This is a genomic window from Gordonia shandongensis DSM 45094 (assembly GCF_000423025.1).
GTDB lineage: Bacteria > Actinomycetota > Actinomycetes > Mycobacteriales > Mycobacteriaceae > Gordonia > Gordonia shandongensis.
On record NZ_AUHE01000001.1, the window covers coordinates 280,400 to 300,520 of the forward strand.

19 protein-coding genes and 1 pseudogene are annotated in these 20,121 nt (G+C 69.2%); 8 read left to right on the forward strand and 12 right to left on the reverse strand.

Annotated elements, in window-relative coordinates; genetic code table 11:
- Nucleotides 1–16: 16 nt before the first annotated feature.
- From G528_RS0101480 to mshA, 3 genes are all read right to left on the reverse strand, one after another.
- A complete protein-coding gene (locus G528_RS0101480) occupies nt 17–1,621 on the reverse strand; it encodes an AMP-binding protein (protein ID WP_026917419.1) in 1,605 nt (534 codons plus the stop codon).
- Between the two features lie 123 nt (nt 1,622–1,744).
- Nucleotides 1,745–2,332, reverse strand: a complete 588-nt coding sequence (locus tag G528_RS0101485; protein WP_026917420.1) for a type III secretion system chaperone family protein — start codon at nt 2,330–2,332, stop codon at nt 1,745–1,747.
- Nucleotides 2,329–3,648, reverse strand: a complete 1,320-nt coding sequence (mshA, locus tag G528_RS0101490) for a D-inositol-3-phosphate glycosyltransferase (RefSeq protein ID WP_026917421.1) — start codon at nt 3,646–3,648, stop codon at nt 2,329–2,331. Before mshA ends, G528_RS0101485 begins: the two co-directional genes overlap by 4 nt.
- Before the next feature lie 245 nt (nt 3,649–3,893).
- Here mshA and G528_RS0101495 point away from each other — a divergent pair, with 245 nt between their 5' ends.
- From G528_RS0101495 to G528_RS16055, 5 genes are all read left to right on the forward strand, one after another.
- Nucleotides 3,894–4,433: a hypothetical protein gene (locus G528_RS0101495; RefSeq protein WP_026917422.1), complete on the forward strand. Its 540-nt coding sequence runs from the start codon at nt 3,894–3,896 to the stop codon at nt 4,431–4,433.
- Nucleotides 4,434–4,599: 166 nt separating this feature from the next.
- Nucleotides 4,600–5,499, forward strand: a complete 900-nt coding sequence (locus G528_RS0101500; protein WP_026917423.1) for a metal ABC transporter solute-binding protein, Zn/Mn family — start codon at nt 4,600–4,602, stop codon at nt 5,497–5,499.
- The gene (locus G528_RS16050) at nt 5,496–6,326 is read left to right on the forward strand and encodes a metal ABC transporter ATP-binding protein (protein ID WP_035718526.1); all 831 of its coding nucleotides are present in this window, start codon (nt 5,496–5,498) and stop codon (nt 6,324–6,326) included. The genes G528_RS0101500 and G528_RS16050 overlap by 4 nt, the downstream gene beginning before the upstream one ends.
- Nucleotides 6,323–7,183 (forward strand): metal ABC transporter permease, encoded by an 861-nt coding sequence (locus G528_RS0101510; RefSeq protein ID WP_026917424.1) that lies wholly within the window; start codon nt 6,323–6,325, stop codon nt 7,181–7,183. The genes G528_RS16050 and G528_RS0101510 overlap by 4 nt, the downstream gene beginning before the upstream one ends.
- A gap of 77 nt (nt 7,184–7,260) precedes the next feature.
- Nucleotides 7,261–9,096, forward strand: coding sequence for a DUF222 domain-containing protein (locus G528_RS16055; RefSeq protein ID WP_245569640.1), 1,836 nt, complete (start codon nt 7,261–7,263; stop codon nt 9,094–9,096).
- 42 nt (nt 9,097–9,138) lie between these two features.
- On the opposite strand, the gene G528_RS0101520 is transcribed toward G528_RS16055, so the two are convergent.
- The 5 genes from G528_RS0101520 to G528_RS0101540 all read right to left on the reverse strand — a co-directional run bounded on the left by G528_RS0101520 (nt 9,139) and on the right by G528_RS0101540 (nt 14,376).
- Nucleotides 9,139–9,453 (reverse strand): DUF2599 domain-containing protein, encoded by a 315-nt coding sequence (locus G528_RS0101520; RefSeq protein WP_342663099.1) that lies wholly within the window; start codon nt 9,451–9,453, stop codon nt 9,139–9,141.
- Nucleotides 9,454–9,635: 182 nt separating this feature from the next.
- Nucleotides 9,636–11,249: a carboxylesterase/lipase family protein gene (locus G528_RS16060; RefSeq protein WP_084637968.1), complete on the reverse strand. Its 1,614-nt coding sequence runs from the start codon at nt 11,247–11,249 to the stop codon at nt 9,636–9,638.
- Between the two features lie 22 nt (nt 11,250–11,271).
- Nucleotides 11,272–12,192, reverse strand: coding sequence for an EamA family transporter RarD (rarD, locus tag G528_RS0101530; protein ID WP_026917426.1), 921 nt, complete (start codon nt 12,190–12,192; stop codon nt 11,272–11,274).
- Nucleotides 12,189–12,947 (reverse strand): LamB/YcsF family protein, encoded by a 759-nt coding sequence (locus G528_RS0101535; protein WP_035718529.1) that lies wholly within the window; start codon nt 12,945–12,947, stop codon nt 12,189–12,191. Before G528_RS0101535 ends, rarD begins: the two co-directional genes overlap by 4 nt.
- A gap of 1 nt (nt 12,948) precedes the next feature.
- Complete coding sequence (locus G528_RS0101540; protein ID WP_084637969.1) at nt 12,949–14,376, reverse strand: phosphatase PAP2 family protein; 1,428 nt, start codon at nt 14,374–14,376, stop codon at nt 12,949–12,951.
- A 117-nt stretch (nt 14,377–14,493) separates the two neighbouring features.
- Between G528_RS0101540 and G528_RS18770 the strand changes: the two are divergent.
- From G528_RS18770 to G528_RS0101550, 3 genes and pseudogenes are all read left to right on the forward strand, one after another.
- Nucleotides 14,494–15,019, forward strand: a pseudogene (locus G528_RS18770) (hypothetical protein); the annotation flags it as partial.
- A 171-nt stretch (nt 15,020–15,190) separates the two neighbouring features.
- Nucleotides 15,191–15,745: a DUF3558 domain-containing protein gene (locus G528_RS18930; RefSeq protein WP_425402204.1), complete on the forward strand. Its 555-nt coding sequence runs from the start codon at nt 15,191–15,193 to the stop codon at nt 15,743–15,745.
- A 65-nt stretch (nt 15,746–15,810) separates the two neighbouring features.
- Nucleotides 15,811–16,383, forward strand: coding sequence for a hypothetical protein (locus G528_RS0101550; protein WP_026917430.1), 573 nt, complete (start codon nt 15,811–15,813; stop codon nt 16,381–16,383).
- Nucleotides 16,384–16,510: 127 nt separating this feature from the next.
- Here the strand turns inward: G528_RS0101550 and rlmB are convergent, their stop codons facing one another.
- The 4 genes from rlmB to ispD all read right to left on the reverse strand — a co-directional run bounded on the left by rlmB (nt 16,511) and on the right by ispD (nt 20,116).
- On the reverse strand, nt 16,511–17,470 hold the full coding sequence (gene rlmB, locus G528_RS0101555) for a 23S rRNA (guanosine(2251)-2'-O)-methyltransferase RlmB (RefSeq protein WP_026917431.1): 960 nt from the start codon (nt 17,468–17,470) through the stop codon (nt 16,511–16,513).
- Nucleotides 17,470–18,864 (reverse strand): cysteine--tRNA ligase, encoded by a 1,395-nt coding sequence (cysS, locus tag G528_RS0101560; RefSeq protein ID WP_026917432.1) that lies wholly within the window; start codon nt 18,862–18,864, stop codon nt 17,470–17,472. Before cysS ends, rlmB begins: the two co-directional genes overlap by 1 nt.
- Before the next feature lie 11 nt (nt 18,865–18,875).
- Nucleotides 18,876–19,340 (reverse strand): 2-C-methyl-D-erythritol 2,4-cyclodiphosphate synthase, encoded by a 465-nt coding sequence (gene ispF, locus G528_RS0101565; protein ID WP_026917433.1) that lies wholly within the window; start codon nt 19,338–19,340, stop codon nt 18,876–18,878.
- Nucleotides 19,341–19,447: 107 nt separating this feature from the next.
- Nucleotides 19,448–20,116, reverse strand: a complete 669-nt coding sequence (ispD, locus tag G528_RS0101570) for a 2-C-methyl-D-erythritol 4-phosphate cytidylyltransferase (protein WP_026917434.1) — start codon at nt 20,114–20,116, stop codon at nt 19,448–19,450.
- Nucleotides 20,117–20,121 lie beyond the last annotated feature (5 nt).

The following is a 20,121-nucleotide window of genomic DNA, read 5'->3' on the forward strand; positions in this document are numbered from 1 at the left end:
CGGCCGACACGTGCGTCTACCGGCGCAGATCCTTCCGGAGGATCTTGCCCGCCGACGACTTCGGGATCGCGTCGATGAACTCGACGGCGCGGACCTTCTTGTACGGCGCGACCCGCTCGGCGGTGAACGCGATGACATCGTCCTCGCTGAGTTCTGCACCGTCCTGGGCGACGACGTACGCCTTCGGGATCTCCTCGCCGTCGGCGTCGTTGACGCCGATCACCGCCGCGTCGGCGATCTGCGGGTGCGTCAGCAGCAGGGCCTCCAGCTCGGCCGGCGGCACCTGGTAGCCCTTGTACTTAATGAGCTCCTTGAGGCGGTCGACGATCGTGACGCAGCCGGTCGCGTCGACGGTCGCCATGTCACCGGTGCGCAGCCAGTCGCCGTCGACGATGGTCTCGGCGGTCGCCGCGTCGTTGTTCAGGTAGCCGACCATCACGTTGGGTCCGCGCACCCACAGCTCGCCGGGCGCCGAGACGCCGTCGGCGGGGATGTCGACGTCGGCGCCGGTCGCCGGGTCGACGATCCGGTTCTCGGTGTTCGGGACGGCCCAGCCCACCGACGACAGCGGGGCCCGCACCCCGCGGGTGCCGACACCGCCGTCGAACGGGATGATGTGGCTCACCGGCGACAGCTCGCTCATCCCGAAGCCCTGCAGCATGTGCAGGTCGAGGCGCTGGGCGACGGCGTTGCCCAGTTCCTCGTCGAGCGGCGCGGCGCCCGAGAGCATCGTGTGGATCGACGACAGGTCGTACTCGTCGATGATCGGGTGCTTGGCGAGGGCCACGGCCACCGGCGGGGCGATGAACGCGTACGTGATCCTGTGCCGCTGCACGCTCTCGAGGAATGCGATGAGGTCGAACCGCGGCATCACCAGCAGGGATGCGCGGGCCCTGAGGGCTGCGTTGAGCAGGACGGTCATCCCGTAGATGTGGAAGAAGGGCAGCACGGCGAGCACGACGTCGTCGGACGTCATCCCGTTGAGCGGCTCGATCTGGGCGACGTTGGCGACCAGGTTGCGGTGGCTGAGCTTCACCCCCTTGGGGTTGCCCGTGGTGCCCGAGCTGTAGGGCAGCACGGCGATGTGGGTGGCCGGGTCGAAGTCGACGTCGGGGGCGCGGTGACCGCCGCCGAGGAAGTCGGCGGCGTTCGGGTGCCCGTCGGCGGCCAGACCGTCGCCGTCGAGGATCACCACGGCGTCGTCGGCGAGACCGACCTCGCGTGCCGCTTCGAGTGCCGCGGGGGCGAGGGCGGTGATCGTGATGAGGAGCCGCGCCTCGGAGTCGACGAGCTGCTTGGCCACCTCGGGCGCCGTGAACAGGGCGTTGAGCGTGGTCGCGGTGGCGCCGGCGCGCAGCACACCGTGGAAGACGGTCGCGAAGGCCGGGATGTTGGGCGAGAGGATCGCCACGACGTCGCCGACGCCGAGTCCGCGCGCGGCGACCGCGCCCGCGGCGGCGTCGATCTGGCCGACCAGCTGCCGGTAGGTGGTGGTGGCGCCCGAAGTGGAGTCGATGAGCGCGGTGCGGTCGAGGTCGGTCTCCGTCAGGGAGCCGAACAGGTACTCGTAGACGCTGACGTTGGGGACGACGACGTCGGGGTACGGGGAGGAGAAGCTCATGATCACCTTCGGAGTCAAGGAACAGTGTCAACGACCATTGTCACGGTCGTTCCGGGCTCACCGTACCCGACCCCGCGCCGACGACCCCCGCGACGGTCCCTGCGCGGGTCCCTGCGTCGGCCCCTACGACGGTCGCGAACCGGCGTCGTCGACCGACCAGACCGGCTCGGCGTCCGGATCGTCCAGGGGTGCGATCTCCGGCAGATCATCCTCGTCGATGAGGTGCGCGAACGCCTCCAGGTTGCGCATCGACTCGCCCCGCGCCCGCCGCCACGCCCACTCGCGTCTGATCGACGTGAGGAAACCGATCTCGAGGATCTGGTTGAAGTCGCCGTCCGCCGCCTCGAGGACCTGACCGAGCACCCGGTCGACCTCGGCGCGCGTCAGGGCGTCCAGCGAGATCCGCCCGATCAGGTAGATGTCGCCGATGTTGTCGAGGGTGTAGGCGACCGCATACAGGCGCCGGTTCCGCTTCAGCAGATACCGGTAGACGGCTTCGATGTTCTCGTCGGGCCGACGGCACACGAACGCCTCCACCCGCACACCGTGACCGCCGGCCGTCAGCAGGACCGTCGTCTTGAGTTTGCGTTCACCGGGCAACTCCAAGACGAAGTGCTCCGACTTCGCACCGCCGGTCGACTTCCTCGCGTAGTCGATTCCGGTCTCGTCCAGGGCCGCGGCCAGTGCGTCGATCGTCTCGTCGGGGTTCACGCCATCATCCTCGTTCTGTTCCTCCAGCGGCGCATCGCGAAGCGCCCCTCATCGGGTCCGGTGCTCTCGTCACTTGCGGTGATCGCGCGGGCGTAGCTCTCGAGCAGCGCGTCGACGGTGTGCTCCCAGGAGAAGCGCTGTGCGTGGACCGCGGCCGCCGCCCCCATCCGCGCTCGCCGGTCCGGGTCGGCCAGCAGGGAGCCGAGGGCCTCGGTCCACGCCGGGAGTTCGTGACTGTCCACCAGCAGCCCGGTCCGGCCGTGGTCGACGGCGACGCCGAGTCCGCCGACGTGCGCGGCGACCACCGGCGTCCCGCACGCCTGGGCTTCCACCGCCACCAGCCCGAAGCTCTCCGAGTAGCTCGGCACCGCCACCAGGTCGGCGGCGCGGTACACGTGCACGAGCCGTTCCGGCGGCTGCGGGGGCAGGAAGTCGACGCGGTCGGCGATCCCGAGGTCGCGGGCCAGGTCGATCAGCGACGTCGGGCGCGCCAGACCGTTGCCGGACGGCCCGCCGACCACCAGGACGCGCAGCCTCCCGGCGGAGTCGCCGGTCAGCAGCGGCGCCATCGCCGACAGCAGGACGTCGGGCGCCTTCAACGGCTGGATCCGACCGACGAACGTCACCAGGACGTCGTCGGGGTCGAGGCCCAGTTCGGTGCGGGCGGCGGCGCGGTCGCCCGGGAGATAGCGGTCGAGGTCGGCACCCGGCATCACGACGTCGATGCGGGTCGGGTCGGCGCCATACAGGTCCGCCAGCGCGTCGGCCTCGGTGGCGGTGTTCGCGATCAGCCGGTCGGCCTCGTCGACGACCTGCTGCTCGCCCACCACCCGGAGCATCGGCTCGGCGGCGTCGCCGGCGGCCAGGGAGGCGTTCTTGACGGCGGCGAGAGTGTGCGCGGTGTGCACGAGCGGCACGCCCCAGCGGTCGCGGGCCAGCCAGCCGACCTGCCCGGACAGCCAGTAGTGCGAGTGGATCAGGTCGTAGTAGCCGGGCTCCTGTGCCGCCTCGGCGCGCAGGACGTTCGCCGAGAAGGCACACAGCTGACCGGGGAGGTCACGCTTGTCGAGACCGTCGAACGGGCCGGCCACCACATTGCGCACCGTGACCCCGGGGGCCGCCTCGACGACCGGGACGTCGGTCGACGCCGTGGCCCTGGTGAAGATCTCCACCCCGATGCCGCGGCGAGCCAACCGGGTCGCGGTCTGCCAGACGTAGACGTTCATCCCGCCCGCGTCACCGGTTCCCGGCTGCGCCAGCGGGGACGTGTGCACCGAGATCAGCGCGATGCGCCTCGGCACTGGGCGTACGGTCATGCGTCCACAGTAATGAATGTCGCGTCAGTGCGACGAGGGGCGGGCGACGAGGGGCGGGCGACGGGGGGCGGGCGACGGGGGGCGGGCGGGCGGGGGGCGGGCGGGCGACGACCGTTGACAACTCATCGTCGGCGGAGAAGAGTCACTCAGTGCATATCGTCTGATTCGGTCATGCCCGCTGCGGCAGCGCGGATCGCACGGCTCAGGACATACGACTTCGGGACATACGACTCAGGGGGAAAGACATGGGGATCATCATCGGGACCGTCGGGCGCCGGCATGCTGCGGGGAGGCGGATCGCTGCGGGGAGGCGGATCGCCAGGGCCGTGGCCGTCGGCGCGACGCTGGTGACGGGAGCGGGCATCGCATCGGGGTTCGCGGCGGGTGACGCGGCCGCGGCGGCGGGGTCGTGTCGGGCCGCGACGCCGGTGGCGGCGGTGCAGAAGCTGTTCCGCGCAATCGACGCCGCCGACGTCGACCGCATCCGTGCGTGCACGGCGGGCGTCGCACACCGCGACTCCCTCGGGCCCGCAGAGCCGATGGCCGCGGAGCTTCGGGTCAACCGAGCGCGGCGGGGCCCGTCCACCCTGCACGTGCCCGTCGAATACCGCAGGGCGGGACGTGATGCGACAGTCCTCGCGGCCGTGACCCACGCGAAGCTGCCGGAGGTCCACGCGGTCGGCGCGAGCGTGACGCGGACGAGCAGCGGCTGGAAGGTGACGACTCTCGACTCCGACGTCGCCGCGATCCCCTATCTGGTGGCGCCGCCCGCAGCGTTCCGGTAGTTCGACGGCACGCCGTCGGCCTGTCCGGTGACGTCCGACGTATGCGCAGGTGGGCATTGTTTCGACAATGCGGAATGCGCTGTTTTACACTCTCCCGGTAACGGTTTTCATTATCCTCGATTGTCGTTATCGCCGATTCCATCGTCTCCGAGAGAGTGGCTCCGCCATGCCGAACCCGAGCCCCGCACACCGCGCACTCCTGGCCACCCTGGCCGCCACGACGGCGATCGTCGCGACCGCGTGCAGCGGGGCCGACGGGCCCGCCCCCACCGACACCCCCGTCGTGGTGGCGTCGACCGATGTGTGGGCCGCCGTCGCCGACGCCGTCGGCGGCGAGCATGCCGACGTCGAGGCCCTCTACTCGTCGCCGGACGGCGACCCCCACGAGTACGAGGCGTCGAGTGCCGACACCGCCCGCGTGCAGGACGCCAACGTTCTGGTCCTCAACGGCGGCCACTACGACCAGTTCATGGAGACCGCGGCCGCCGACGCCCGTGGCGCGCGGGTGGTCGCCGCCGATGTCCGGTCGGACGCCGACCGCGGCAACGAGCACGTCTTCTACGACCTGCAGGCCGTCGCCGAGACCGCCCGGGCGGTGGCGCGCGAACTGGGCGAGGTCGCCCCGAAGCACACCGACTACTACACCGATCGCAGTGACGAGTTCGTTCGCGGCATCGACGGCCTGCGCGCGCAGCTCACCGGGATCGCCGACCGGCACCGCGACACCCGCGTGGTCTCCACCGAGCCGCTGGCGGCCGCACTCCTGAGCGACGCCGGCCTCGTCGACGCCGCCCCCGCGGGTTTCGTCGACGCCGTGGAGGAGGGCCGGTCGCCGTCGGCCGCCGACCGCGCGACGTTCGAGGATCTGCTCACCTCGCATCGCGCCGCGGCGATGATCTACAACACGCAGGCCGTCGACCCCGTCACCCGCGAGATGATGGCGACCGCCCGGCGCGCATCGGTCCCCGTCGTCCGCTTCAGCGAGACCCTCCCCGAGGGGGTCACCGACTACCTGGCGTGGCAGGGCGGCCAGATCCGCGAACTCGCCGAGGCGCTCGAGAAATGAGCACACCGGTGGTGAGTCTGCGTGATGCGCGCCTCGACCTCGGCGGCCGCGCCCTGTGGGGCGGCCTCGACCTGGACGTCCATCCCGGCGAGTTCATCGCGGTGCTCGGGCCGAACGGGTCGGGCAAGACCTCGCTGCTGCGGGCCATCCTGCGTCAGACGGCGTTGTCGACCGGGACCGTCGAGCATCGCGGCGACATCGGCTACGTGCCCCAGCAGCATGCGGAGGACTCCGATTCGATGATGCTTCGCGGCCGCGACCTGGTCGGATTCGGCGTCGACGGCGCCTCCTGGGGCCTCGGGTTCCGCGGGCGCGGACGTCGGCGCGCGCTCGTCGACTCGGCGATCGCGCAGGTGGGTGCCGAGCAGTTCGCCGACAGTCCGCTGGGACTGCTGTCGGGTGGTGAGCAGCAGCGTCTGCGGATCGCCCAGGCCCTCACCCGCGACCCGTCCGTCCTCTTGTGCGACGAGCCGCTGGCGAGCCTCGACCTGTCGAGTCAACGCCGCGTCGTCGACCTCCTCGACGCCCGCCGCGCACGCAGCGCGACCGCGATACTGTTCGTCACCCACGAACTCAATCCCGTCCTCCCTTTCGTCGACCGCGTGCTGTACCTGGCCGGCGGCTCGTTCCGCATCGGCGCGGTCGAGGAGGTGATGACCTCGCGCACCCTCACCGAGCTGTACGGCAGTCCGGTCGAGGTGTTGCGGATCGGCGGTCGTCTCGTCGTCCTCGGCGGCGAGGACGACCACCACTGCGACACGCACCCCTACCCGGGTGACGCGCTCGGCACCGATGCCGGGTTCGCGGTGGCCGGAGACGACCTGTGACCGACGGTGCCGTGGTCCTCGCGGCCGATCTCGGTGATTTCTGGAACTACTCGCAGACCGCCGACCTGCTTTCGCGCGGCTTCGTTCAGGAGTCGCTCATCGCCTTGGCTCTGCTCGGCCTCATCGGCGGCGTACTCGGCCCGATGATCGTCGCGCGGCAGATGAGCTTCGCCGTGCACGGCGCCGCCGAACTGTCGTTCACCGGCGCCTCAGCCGCGCTGCTCGCGGGCGTGAGCGTCAACGTCGGCGGGATCGTCGGCGCCGTCCTGGCCGCCGCGGTCTTCGGTGTACTCGGCAACCGGGCGCGTGAACGCGATTCGGTGATCGGCGCCGTGATGGCCTTCGGCCTCGGTCTCGGCGTGCTGTTCCTGAGCTTGTACGGCCGCGTCGGGACGGGCTTCTCTCTTCTCACCGGCCAGGTCGTCAGCGTGGGCCGCGAGGGGCTGATCGCCGTCTCGATCACCGCTGCGGTGATCCTCGTCGTGTTCGCCGCGATCTATCGTCCCCTGCTGTTCGCGAGCCTCGATCCGCGGGTGGCGGCGGCCTCGGGTGTCCCGGTCCGCGCCATCGCGGTGGTGTTCGCGATCCTCGTCGGGCTGGCGGCGGCGCAGGGGGTGCAGATCATCGGCGCGCTGCTGGTGATGAGCCTGCTCATCACCCCGGCCGCTGCGGCCGCTCGGCTCTCGGCGAACCCCACGACCGTCTTGATCCTGTCGGTGGTGTTCGCGGAGGTCTCGGCAGTCGGCGGGCTCATCGCCTCGCTGGCTCCCGAACTCCCCGTCTCGGTCCTGGTGACCACCATCTCGTTCGCAATCTACGTGGTCTGCCGCATCATCGGGTTGCGCGCGCGGGATTAGCGACCGGCCGCACCGGGCTCGCGTCAGCCGATCGCGAACAGAACCCGAATTGTCCGACCCCGCGAGTATCATCGAACATGAGTTCGAGATGGTTCGAGTTCGAGATCACGGCCAACGTGATCGGAAGTTTCGGGGAGGACGCCATGACCGCGACGATGATCTTTCCGCCCGGACCGGGCAACCCCGGTCCCGGTCCGGCATTGCGTGGGCCCGGCGAGTTGGCGGAACCGTCGGTGACGGTCACCGATGAGGAGTTGGTGATCCGACTCCCCCGACCCGCCGGAGCGGCCGGCCGCGCAGCGGACCCCGAGGATGGGGCAGAAGCCGGGGGCGGTCAGGGCGCCGAGGGTGCCGGAGATGCTGGGCGTGATGATGCGGCGATGATGCTCTTCGCCGCCCGCGCCGACTCCTTCCACGGCCTGGTCCTCTGGCACCGGTATCGGGCCATCTACGACCTGGCCAGCGACCGGATCGCCGAGGCGAATGCTGCCGCCGACGCCAACACCGCTGCCGATGCCGCCGGGGACGGGGGCGGTGATGTGTTCACGCGGCTTTATGATCCGCTGTGTCAGGTCGCCGCCTCCTACGCGGTGGTGGCCGGAGTGCGGCAGTGCACCGCCGAACGCTTCGTCGATGAGTCCCTCGCCTGCTTCGACCGCATCCCGGCCATCGGCCGCCTCCTGCGCGACGGGGTCCTGACACCGTTCTGGTTCCGCCGCGCCATCGAACAAACCGCCCTCATCGAGGATCCCGATCTCCTGGCGTTCATCGACACCGAAGCCGCTCGCCGCCTCACGATCATCGGCGGGCTCACCGCACGGCGGGTGGAGAACACCATCGCCCACATCGTGGCCGCACACGACCCCGACGCGGTCACCACCACCCGCGAAGACACCCGCGCCCAGAAAAAGGTCCTCGTCGCACCGGTGACCGATACGGTCTCCGACCTGATCATCACCACCTCCACCGAAGATGCGGTGTTGTGCAAGGACACCATCGATGCGGTCATCGCCGGAGTGTGCCGCCACGATCCGCGCACCAAAGGAGAACGACGCGCTGATGCGGCCGTCGCCCGCCTGACCGGCACCCCGTTCGTCTGCGCGTGCGAACGCCCCGATTGTGCCGCTGAGCTCTCCGATCACGATGTGGCGGCGCGGTGTGCGAGCATCGTCCTGCACGTCGTGGTCCGCCAAGAAACCCTCGACGGCACCGTCGACACACCGGCACTCCTGGACGGCTACGGACCCATCTCCGCCGCCCACGCCCGAGACTTAGCGAAACGCCCCGACGCGGTCACCCGAGACCTCGACCTCAGTCGGCTCCTGGACCGCACCGCGCAACGCGGCAACCCGTACCGACCCACCGCCGTCTTAGACACGGCGGTGCGGGGCCTGTTCGGCACGTGTTCGTGGGTCGGGTGTGATCGACCGGCGTGGCGGTGCGATCTGGATCATGTCACCGAGTACAACCATGCCGATCCGGGTTCGGGTGGGCCGACGTGTGCATGCAACCTCAACCCCAAGTGCCGCTTCCACCACGGACTGAAAACCCACACCCGCGGCTGGCTCGACGACCAGATCACCGACGCCCACGGCATCGTCTGGACCGAGATCACCACCCCCGAAGGCATCACCATCCGCCGCCAGGCCGCCAACACCTGGCTGCTCCCCGAACTCGGACTCCTACCCTGCGATCACAGCGACCCGACCACGGACGACCCGGACGGCGATCCCGCCAACGCGACACGCCGAACAACCGGACACGCCGAGAACGCACCAAAACGCACACGCACCCGCCTCGAGGCCAAACACCGATACCGGATGCAACAACGGGCGATCAACCGCCGCCACCGCGAAACCGACCAAGCACTCGCCGCACTCCATTCGACCGACGACGACCTGCCGCCCTTCTGACCCGCCCCGCCCTTCTGAACCCGGCCGCCTGGCGCCACCGGGTCACTCCTCGGGACCTCCCGGGTTGCATCTGGTCGCGATCATCTCATCGGGCGAGACCACTGGACGGTCGGGTTCCAGGTTCCAACTGGGTTTCTCGGGATCGATGAGGCGGGCGAACGTCCAGTGACAGTCGAACTGTTCCTTCATCCCCGGGGTGTCGGCCCCGGGTTCGCGGTCGAGGACTTCGCGCCACGCCTCATCGCCCGCCGTCGGCGACGAGACGTCACGGCCGTTGCGCGTCGGCACGATCTGCAGGCTCGGCCCGACCTCCGTCTGCACCCACGACAAGGACGCGATGTACGGCGGCGGAAGCACCGGCGTAGTCGAGGGGGTCGCACTGGAAGCCGCTGGATTCGACGTGGGTGGGACGGACTCTGAGGCCGATGCCCGCGTCGTCGGTGCGGTCACATCGTCGGCCGCGTCGGTGCCGCACGCCGCAACGGTCATGGCGACCAGGGTCACGGCGGCGACCACGGTCCCGGCGGCGGCGCCTCGTCTCATCCCCGACTTCCGGCGCCGGAACCGCCGGTGATGCCGGCACCGGGCACCCGTCCGACGCCGGCGCGCACTTCGCGGTGCACTCGTTCCCAGGCACGGCGCTTGACGCCGTCGGGGTCGATCTCGACGCGCGTCGGATCGTCGATCACCATCACCGCCCGGTTGTCGGTGGTGTATCGAGGCCACGACGGCGACGGTTCACCGCTGCGCGCGAACCAGCTCCACAGTCCCTGGATGGTCGCGGTGATCCGCTTGGTCGACCGCCAGCTGCCGGCTGCGGCGAGGCCGGCGCCGATCGGGTCGCGGTAGATCCCGAACACCGCGAACAGCTCGGTGGCGTGAGTCGCGCCGATGCCGCCGACCTTCAACAGTGTCGGCGCATAGTCGTAGCGGTAGACGTAGGTCGGCGCGTGGGCGCTGTGATAGCCGGCGAACATCGTCGTCGGAATCCAGAACGTCGCGTCGGCCGAGAGCCGGACCCGGTCACCGCGGCCCGGGTAGAGGCGTTCGAGTTCCTCGACCGTCTCCTGATCGTCGACACCGACCAGGTACGTGCCAGCGTCGGGCAGGATGTTCCAGAACCTGGCGAACAGTTCACCCTCGTCGCGGTTGTTGCCGATGATCGTGGGGACCGCGTGGGTCCGCCCGAGTCGGGCCGCCTCCATCGGGAGGAGCGGCAGATAGTCGCCGTCGGCGACGGGGGCGAACGGCATCGGATCCGAGGTCTGGGCGCCGCGCGCGAAGCCCATCATCTTGTTTCCCGTCCGCAGCAGGTCGAGGGGTCCGGCACCGTCGACCACGCGGGCCACCGTCTCCGGATCGAGCGGCTCCTCGTCACGCTCCGCACCCCGACGCCTAGTCGGATCCATGAGAAGTCGCACGAACTCGTCGGCGAACAGGTCGGCGTTATCCTTACCGACCGCCAGATCGAGGGCCGGGCTCTGCGCGATCGCCCCCGAGAACAATCCTTCGGCGGCCGGTGTCGCCAGCAGTGCGGTGACGGCCGACCCGCCCGCGCTCTCACCGAAGACGGTGACGCGGTTGGGGTCGCCGCCGAATGCGGCGATGTTGCGTTGCACCCATTCGAGTCCGGCGACCATGTCGCGGAGTCCGGGATTCGCATCGAACTGGCGCTCCGGGGTGGAGTACGAGCTCAGGTCGAGGAAGCCGAACGGCCCGAATCGGTAGTTCAGCGTCACGACGATGACGTCGCGCGCCCGCGCCAGATACGAGCCGTCGTAGATCGGGGTCGACGTGCCGCCCAGAATGTAGGCGCCCCCGTAGATGAACACCAGCACGGGGCGCGGGGTCGTCGAGGCCGACTCGGGCGCGAACACGTTGAGCGTCAGGCAGTCCTCGCTACGCGGCTGGAACCGTCCGGCACCGCGGGCGGTGAACAGTTTCTCCTGGATCGGCGCATACCCGTAGTCGTGGCATTCGCGGACGCCCGGCCACGGTTCGACGGGCCTCGGTGCACGCCACCGGTACTTCCCCACCGGGGGTTCGGCGAAGGGGATGCCGCGCCACGAGATCGTGCCGCGGCGGCCGCCCCGCCCACGCTTGCCGTCGACCACTCCGTCCGCGGTCTGCACCACGGTATTCGCTACTGCCATTCCCCGACCCTAATGCCCGCCCCTATTTCGCGGTCAGGGTCCGCGAGCCCCCGGTTCGGCGAGCGCGTGCCGCCAGGAGACTGTCTGCGGTCAGCACGAGCAACGCCACCCAGACGATGCCGAACCCGATCCACCGCTGCGGCGGGAGGTGTTCGCCGAGGAGCAGCACCGCGCACAGCAGCTGCAGGATGGGCGTGATGAATTGAATGAGACCCACGGTCACCAGCGGTATTCGCCGTGCTGCTGTCGCGAAGAGCAGCAGCGGAACAGCTGTCACCACGCCCGACGAGACCAGCAGCCAGGTGTGGCCGGCCCCGTGGGCGGCGAAGGCCAGTCCCGCGGGGGTGACGCCGACGATCACCAGGACCACGGCGGCTGCCGGAGCGAGGACCGCCGTCTCGAGGGTGAGTCCGTGCAGGGCCGGGAGGTGGGCGCCGACCTTGTTCTTCACGAGCCCGTACAGGGCGAAGGACCCCGCGAGGGTCACCGACACCGTGGGGAATGAGCCGCCCGCCACCGCCAGGTAGACGGCCGCGACGAGTCCGACTCCGACGGCGGCCCACTGGAGGGGTCGCAGCCGTTCGCCCAGGACGACGACGCCCAGTCCGACGGTCGCGATCGGGTTGAGGAAGTATCCGAGTGCCGCGTCGCTGGTGTGGCCGGATGTCACGGCGGCGACGTACACCACCCAGTTGGTCGCGATGAGCAGCGCGGCCGCGGTGACGCCGGCGACGAGTCTCGGTTGGCGGCGCAGCGGAGCGATCCACGCCCAGTCGCGCATCACCAGCAGCAGGCCGCCGCACACGACGAGCGTCCACAGGATGCGGTGCGCGAGGATCTCCCACGGGCCCGCCGGGCGGAGGGCGTCGAAGAACAGTGGGAACAGACCCCAGATGCCGTAGGCGCCGAAACCGGCGACGACCCCGGCGGCCCGGCGATTCACGGTGCGGCGCGGACGCGGACGTCCGCTTCGACCAGCGCTTCCCGTACGCGTCGGGCGTGTTCGACCGCGCCCGGGGTGTCGCCGTGCAGGCACACCGAGTCGGCGTCGATCTCGATCGGGGTCCCGTCGACGGCGTCGATCACGCCCGTCTCGACCAGGCGCACCACTCGGCGTGCGATCTCGTCGGGATCGGTGAGCAGTGCGCCGGGCTCACCCCGCGGCACCAGGGTGGCCTGCGGCGTGTAGCCGCGATCGGCGAACGCCTCGGCGATCACCGGCACCCCGGCCCGTCGGGCGCGGCCCATCGCCTCCGACCCCGGCAGGCACATCAGCCCGAGCCCCGCCGTTCTCGCGGCCTCGACGACCGCGTCGGCCTGCCGCTCGTGGTGGACGATCGCGTTGTAGAGCGCACCGTGCGGCTTCACGTACGTCACACGTCCGCCGGCGGCTTCGGCGAGCGCCGCGAGCGCACCGATCTGATAGAGGACGTCGGCCACCAGGTCGGCGGGTGCGACGTCCATGAAGCGCCTGCCGAATCCGGCGCGGTCGGGGTACGACACCTGGGCGCCGATCCGGACGTCGGCGGCGACGGCGTCGCGGCATGTCGCAGCCAGGTCGGCGGGGGTTCCCGCGTGGAATCCGCAGGCGATGTTGGCGCTGGTGACGAGGTCGATCATCGCGGAGTCGTCGCCGACGCCCTCACCGAGATCGGCGTTGAGATCGATGACGCGCGCTCTGTCTGCCACGCGATCCATGCTACTTGCGGTGGGTGGTCTTCTCGGCCTCGCGGGAGACGGCCGCCAACGCCTGTCCCGCCGTCCGAGTGGCGTCGTGAACGAGTTCCCGTGGGCTGCGCCGGTCGCCGACGTCCAGCGGAGGTCCGGCGAACTCGCCGCGCCCCGGATGCAGTTCGATCGTCAGGAACGCTCCCGCCATCGCCAGCACGACGACGATCAGCGAGACGCCGCCGAGGACACCGCTGGTGGACATCTCGACCGCGAGGTAGCGCGTCGCCAGCAGCATCCCGGTGAACGCGGCGGCGCCGAAGGCGATCACCGACACCCGGTGGCGGCCCCACCCGAGTTCGGGTCGGGTCAACGCGGCCTCGAGGGTGAGGGTGAAGATGATGCCGGCCAGGACGTCGATCGCATAGTGGAAGCCGAAGCCGAGGGTCGCCGAGATCGTGCAGAACAGCCACACGGTGCCGAACACCTTGGCTGCCCGAGATCCGCGCCACCCGTGCAGGAAGATCGACATGGCCCACGCGGTGTGCAGACTCGGCATGCAGTTTCGGGCGATGATCTGGTTGAAGTACAGCGACTCCGGGTCGCCGATGACCGGTAGTTGCAGCGGCCACACGTCTTGCCAGCCGGCGCCGACCATCTCGTGGCCGAACGCGTACGTCGGGCCGACGACGGGGAACAGGAAGTACACCACCGGACCGATGAGGCCGATGAGGAGGAACGTCCGGATGATGTGGTGTCGTGGGAAGCCGTCGCGGGCACTGTTGCGCAGTTGGAAGAACGCGATGATGGCGGCGCCGACGGGCAGGTACACGTACACCTTGGACAGGATCTCGGCCATCCACGCGTGGTCGGAGACCACGGTGCCGAATGCCCACGCCGGGCTGCCGAGGGCCCGGTCGGCGAGTTCGACGTACTCGTCGAGGACTTCGGGGCTCGCTTTGGTCGACAGCACCAGCCATACGTCGCCGACGCGCCCCATCGTGATCAGGAGCATGCCCAGTCCGACGGCCTTCAGTGTGGTGGCGCGTTCTGCGCCGTGGAGTCGCCAGGCGGCGAAGGCGGCCGTGCCGACGAGGACGAACAGGATGCCGTTGCCGATGGTTCCCGGATGACCGACGATCCAGCGTTGCGAGTTCCAGATCAGTTCGAGCGCCACCGCCGAACCGAGGACGGGGAGGCGCAATCGGGACGGCATGCAGATCAGCGCCAGCAGCAGGCCCGCCATCTTGATCTCGCCGATGCGCGGGCGGCCGATGAAGTCGCGGCCGAGGAGGTAGAGCGGACCGTGGATGTCGTTGAGGTTCGCGACGAGTTCGATGAGGAGGATGAACGCGACGAGGACGCCGACGAGCCCCGCCCAGACGGCGCCCGAGAACTCGACCCGCTCGCCCGTGCGCACTCGCGCCCACGCCGAGCGCACCGAGTTCCCTCCAGACATTCCTTACACGATAGTGAACGGAACCTGAACGACAGAATCGGGTACATCGATCAGCGGACCCCGGGGGGTGGACACCGAGCACGGCACGGTTGTCGATGCCAACTGCGACGATGTGGTCAGCTGTCGGCCCGTGCCCATCGCGACGCTGCGAACAGGCTGTTCGTGCGGCAGGCGCGGGAGGACGACTTCCGGGTCTACGGCACCTGGCAGATCCGGAAGGCCGCCCGCCACACTGGTCATGAGATCCGCCGAGACCAGATCGCGCGGCTGATGCAAATCGAAGGGATCGAATCAGCCATGGGTCACCGCCCTGACGTTCGTGTCGACCGGGACGGGGTGGCCCACGTCTGCTTCAACCCACGTCTGTTTCAACACACGTCTGCTTCAACGTACGTGAGTGATTCGTACGGTAACGCTCGCTGCGACCGTGAACGGCTACTACGCGGCCGAACTGATCCGTGGGCCCGCGCGTGAAGGACGGCCCTGGAGGGCGGTCGAGGAGTCCGAACTCGCCACGCCGAGTCGGGTCCACTGGCACAACCACAACCGCCTGCACGGCTACCCCGTCGACGTACCACCAGCAGAGTTCGAAGAAACGTTCTACACTACGAAACCGGCCGAGCAGGCGCTGGTTGGAATCCGATATCCTCGGGTCTCCATCAGACCCGGTGCGGTTCAGACGGCCGACTTCCAAGCGGATCTCAACAGAACTGTAACGAACGACAGCCTCATAACGGCCATCAACACCCTAATCAAAAAACGTCGCCATGATCCGGGAGGACCGTCGATGACCAGTTCCACCAACCGCCGAAGAATGCTGTTCGTGGCAGCACTCTTAAGCATCGTCACGACGGCCGGATGCAGCACCGCCGGCCACCCCGTAGCGAACGAGCGAGAAGCAATGCTCGGGCCGGAAGGGACAAGCATCGTCCCCGCCAACAGAAACCCGCTCACCAGCGACCAGATACCGAACCCCTGCGATATCCCCAAAAGCGTTGTCGAACGTGCAGACCTCGAACCCGAGGGCAAGTTAATCGACACCGAGTGGTGGCGGTTCTGCGGCTACTCAGAAGGAGTCACACCCTGGGACGGATCCTTCAGCGTATCAACCAGCATAACCTCATTCCAGGAGACCGTCGAGGCCAAGCAGGACGATAATCCGAGCACGATCGTCATCGCGTCGCGCACCGCCATCCAATACTACTACGACTCAGGGCTGCGCCATCCCGGCTGCACAATACGGTGGGGAACAACATACGGCACCGCGTCTGTGATGTATTCCGTCCCATCCGATACTCCAAAGGACTGGGACGCCTGCACCCGAACCCGTTCTGTTGCAGAGATTCTGGCGCCAGCAATACCAAACTAAAACACTGCTTTTCAGCCCACCACCACCAAACCGTACCGGACGACGGACTCACTACCGCCATTAACGTGCGAGCCAAGCACGACGTCGCCGTGATCCGAGAGCAGCCCCCGATGAACAGTCACCCGAAGCGCTGGACGGCCGGGATCGTCATCCTATTGATACTGTTCTCGGCCTTGGTTTGGAGAATCGGCGTGTCTCCCCTTGTGGCATCCGGGCCGGAGGATCCAGGTCCTGAAGCCGAGTCGATATCGGTCACACCTCAACGCCCGACCCGCGAACTGTCGATCGACGACCTTCTCGGAAAGAGCTTGGCCGCTGTCGATGACGAGATAGGTCAGCCGAGCGTCGACAACACCCTCCCCGCCAATCTGTCGGCGAAGCCTCCCCGGGCCTACAGCACAGACGGAAGCAAACGGAAGTTCGACGACATCTCCCGAGCCGGTGATTCGATAGTCACTGCGGTCTGCATCGACTTGTCGGAAGACCGGATCGTGTACGGGATCATCCCCAGGTCGGCCCTCTCACCGGAGATCACCGGCGACCTCGAATCCGGGGGCCTCATGGCGGATTACCGACTGCGCGAAGCGAGTGGATGCGGCGTAGACGGGAGTTTCTCCTCGATCAACGTCTACCGTTAGCCGATCCCGGCACCGATCGACGTCCGGCGAATCGTCCCAGAGCAAGGCCGACTCCTTCTATTGAGTTCGACCCCTTTTATCGAGTTCGACCCTATTTTTGAGTTCGACCCTATTCTTGAGTTCGACCCTATTTTTGAGTGCGACGCTGCCGAGCGAACTCGGCGAGCACCACGCCCGCCGCGACGGAGGCGTTGAGGCTCTCCACCCGGCCGGCGATCGGGATCGACAGGACGGAGTCGCAGTTCTCCCGCACCAGCCGCGAGAGGCCCTTGCCCTCCGAACCGACGACGATCACGGTGGGGCCGGTGCCGTCGTAGTCGTCGAGTGAGACGTCGCCGTCGGCGTCGAGGCCGACGATCTGTGCTCCCTGCTTGCCCCAGGAGACCAGGGTGCGGGTGAGGTTCGGTGCCGTCGCGACCGGAAGGCGGGCGGCGGCGCCCGCGCTGGTCCGCCAGGCGACGGCCGTCATCCCCGCGCTGCGCCGCTGCGGGATCAGCACCCCGTGGCCGCCGAACGCGGCGACACTGCGGATCACGGCACCCAGATTCCGCGGATCGGTGATGTTGTCGAGCGCCACGAGCAGCGGCGGGTTCGGCGACGCCAGCGCGTCGGCCATCAGGTCGTCGGGGTGCGCGTACTCGTATTCGGGGACCTGGAGGGCCAACCCCTGATGCAGCCCGTTGGGGGCCATGCGGTCGAGTTCGGCGCGGGAGGCCTCCAGGATCGCGATCCCGCGGTCGCCCGCGGTGTGCACGGCCTCCTTGACGCGCTCGTCGGCGCCGACGGTCGACATCACGTACAACGCGGTGGCGGGCACCTCCGCGCGCAGGCATTCGACCACCGGGTTGCGGCCGACCACGTACTCCGGGCCGTCCTCGGACTTTCGGTGACTGCGCCGAGCACCGGGCGCCGACTTGGCCTTCTCCTTGGACTTCTTGTGGGCCGGGTGATAGACGCGGTCGGCGGCCTTCGGGGTGGCGCCGCGACCTTCGAGGCCGCGCCGACGCTGGCCGCCGGAACCGACGGTCTGCCCCTTCTTGCTTCCGGATTTACGGACGGCGCCCCGCCGCTGTGAGTTCCCGGCCATCAGTGTTCCTTCGCTGCGAGCGCCCACTGCGCTCCGTCGGGGGTGTCGGTGACCTCGATGCCCGCGGCCTCCAGTCGATCGCGGACCTCGTCGGCCACGGTCCAGTTCTTGTCGGCGCGGGCGGCGGCACGGCGGTCGAGCTCGGCCCGCACCAAGACGTCGAGGGCGGCGTCGGCGGCGTCGCCCGCGCCGGCCTCGGCCCACTGTGCATCGAGCGGATCGGTGCCGAGGATGCCGGTCATCGCGCGGACGCGCCCCGCGATCTCCCGGGCCCGGTCCCCGTGTCCCGCTTCGAGTTCGGTGTTCCCTTCACGCACGGCGTTGTGCACCGCGGCCAGCGCGGCGGGCACCCCGAGATCATCGTCGAGGGCGGCGGCGAAATCGTCGGTCACCTCGCCGACGGTCACGTCCCCGACCCGCTCGGCCACGCGGTGCACGAACGACTCCACGCGGCGGTAGCCGGCGGCGGCTTCGACGAGCGCCTCGTCGGAGTACTCGAGCATCGACCGGTAGTGCGCGCTGCCGAGGTAGTAGCGCAGTTCGACGGCGCGGACCCGCTGCAGCATGGCCGGGATCGCGACGACGTTCCCGAGCGACTTGCTCATCTTCTCGCCGCTCATCGTCACCCAGCCGTTGTGCAGCCAGTACCGAGCGAAACCGTCGCCGGCGCCGCGGCTCTGCGCGATCTCGTTCTCGTGATGCGGGAAGATCAGATCCATTCCGCCGCAGTGGATGTCGAATTCGGCCCCGAGGAGCGTGGTCGACATCGCCGAGCATTCGAGATGCCAGCCGGGTCGGCCGTCGCCCCACGGTGTCGGCCACGACGGTTCGCCGGGTTTCGCGGCCTTCCACAGGGTGAAGTCGCGGGGATCGCGTTTTCCGGTGCCCGCGCTCTCGCCCTGGTGGACGTCGTCGAGGCGGTGACCCGACAGCGAGCCGTACTCCGGGAGGCTCCGGACGTCGAAGTACACGTTGCCGTCGGCGGTGTAGGCGTGACCCCGCTCGATGAGCCGTTCCATGTACTGGACCATCTGGGTGATGAAGCCGGTGGCGCGCGGTTCGGCCGACGGCGGCAGCACACCCAGCCGGTCGTAGGCGCGGGTGAACTCGCGTTCGTGGGTCGCGGCCCACTCCCACCACGGCCGGCCGGCGTCGGCGGCCTTGGTCAGGATCTTGTCGTCGATGTCGGTCACATTGCGGACGAACAGGACGTCCAGGCCGCGGTGTTCGAGCCACCGGCGCAACACGTCGAAGGCGATGCCGCTGCGGACGTGCCCGATGTGCGGGACTCCCTGCACCGTGGCGCCGCAGAGGTACACCGACGCCGTTCCGGGTCGCAGGGGAACGAAGTCGCGTACCTCGCGGGTGGCGGAGTCGTACAGGCGAAGAGTCACGGCCTGCGATTCTACTTGAGCCACAGGAGTGCCGTGGCCACGGCCGCGATCCCCTCACCGCGGCCGGTGAGGCCGAGTCCGTCGCTCGTGGTGCCCGAGACCGACACCGGTGCGCCCAGCAGTTCGGACAGGACGCGCTGCGCCTCGTCGCGACGCGGTCCGATCCGCGGCCGGTTGCCGATCACCTGCACGGCGGCGTTGACCGGGGTCAGGCCGGCGGCGTCGACGAGACCGACGACGTGCGTCAGCATGGTCGCGCCGGTGACCCCGTCCCACTCGGGTCGACCGACCCCGAACACGGCGCCGACGTCGCCGAGACCGGCGGCCGAGAGCAGTGCATCGCAGAGTGCGTGGACGCCGACGTCGCCGTCCGAATGCCCCGAGCAGCCGTCGGCGCCGTCGAACAGCAGCCCGACCATCCAGCAGTCACGGCCGGGTTCGATCGGGTGCACGTCGGTGCCGATGCCGGTCCGCAGTCCCACCGGCCCGACCTGCCTCGATGACGCCTCGCTTGATGTCGCAGCTCTTGATGTCGCAGCTCTTGATGTCGCAGCTCTTGATGTCGCCGCTCTTACTTCTGATGTCATCGTCGTGCCTCCTGAAGGAGTCGGGCGGTGGTCAGGTCGAACGGGGTGGTGATCTTGAACGCCAGGTGGTCGCCGGCGATAACCCGCACCGGCACGCCCATCGCCTCCACGAGGCCGGCGTCGTCGGTGGCGTCACCGCCGCCGGCGTGGGCGCGGCGCAGCAGGGCGGCGTCGAAACCCTGCGGGGTCTGGACCGCGCGCAGCGGCGCCCGGTCGGGGGTGTCCAGGACGGTGCCGTCGGCGTCGACGTGTTTGAGGGTGTCGGCCACCGGGATGCCGGGGACCACGGCCGGATGGCCGGCGGACAGCGCGTCGACCACCTCGGCGAACAGCGTCGGCGGCGTCAACGCGCGGGCGGCGTCGTGCACCAGGATCAGGTCGGCGTCGGCGGCCGCAGCCAGTCCGGCGCGCACCGAGTCACTCCGCTCGGCGCCCCCGACGACCACGTCGGCGTCGGGAACCAGTTGCGCTGCACGGGATTCGAGTTCGGCTGGGACGATCACCACGAGCCGGTCGACGACCCCCGACGAACGCGCAGCAGCCGCGCTGAGCTCCAGCAGGGTGACGCCGTCGATGTCGACGAACGCCTTCGGGATCGACTCGCCGAGGCGAGTGCCCGATCCCGCTGCCGGGATCAGCGCGGCTACGCGATGGGAGTTCTTCAGCGTCT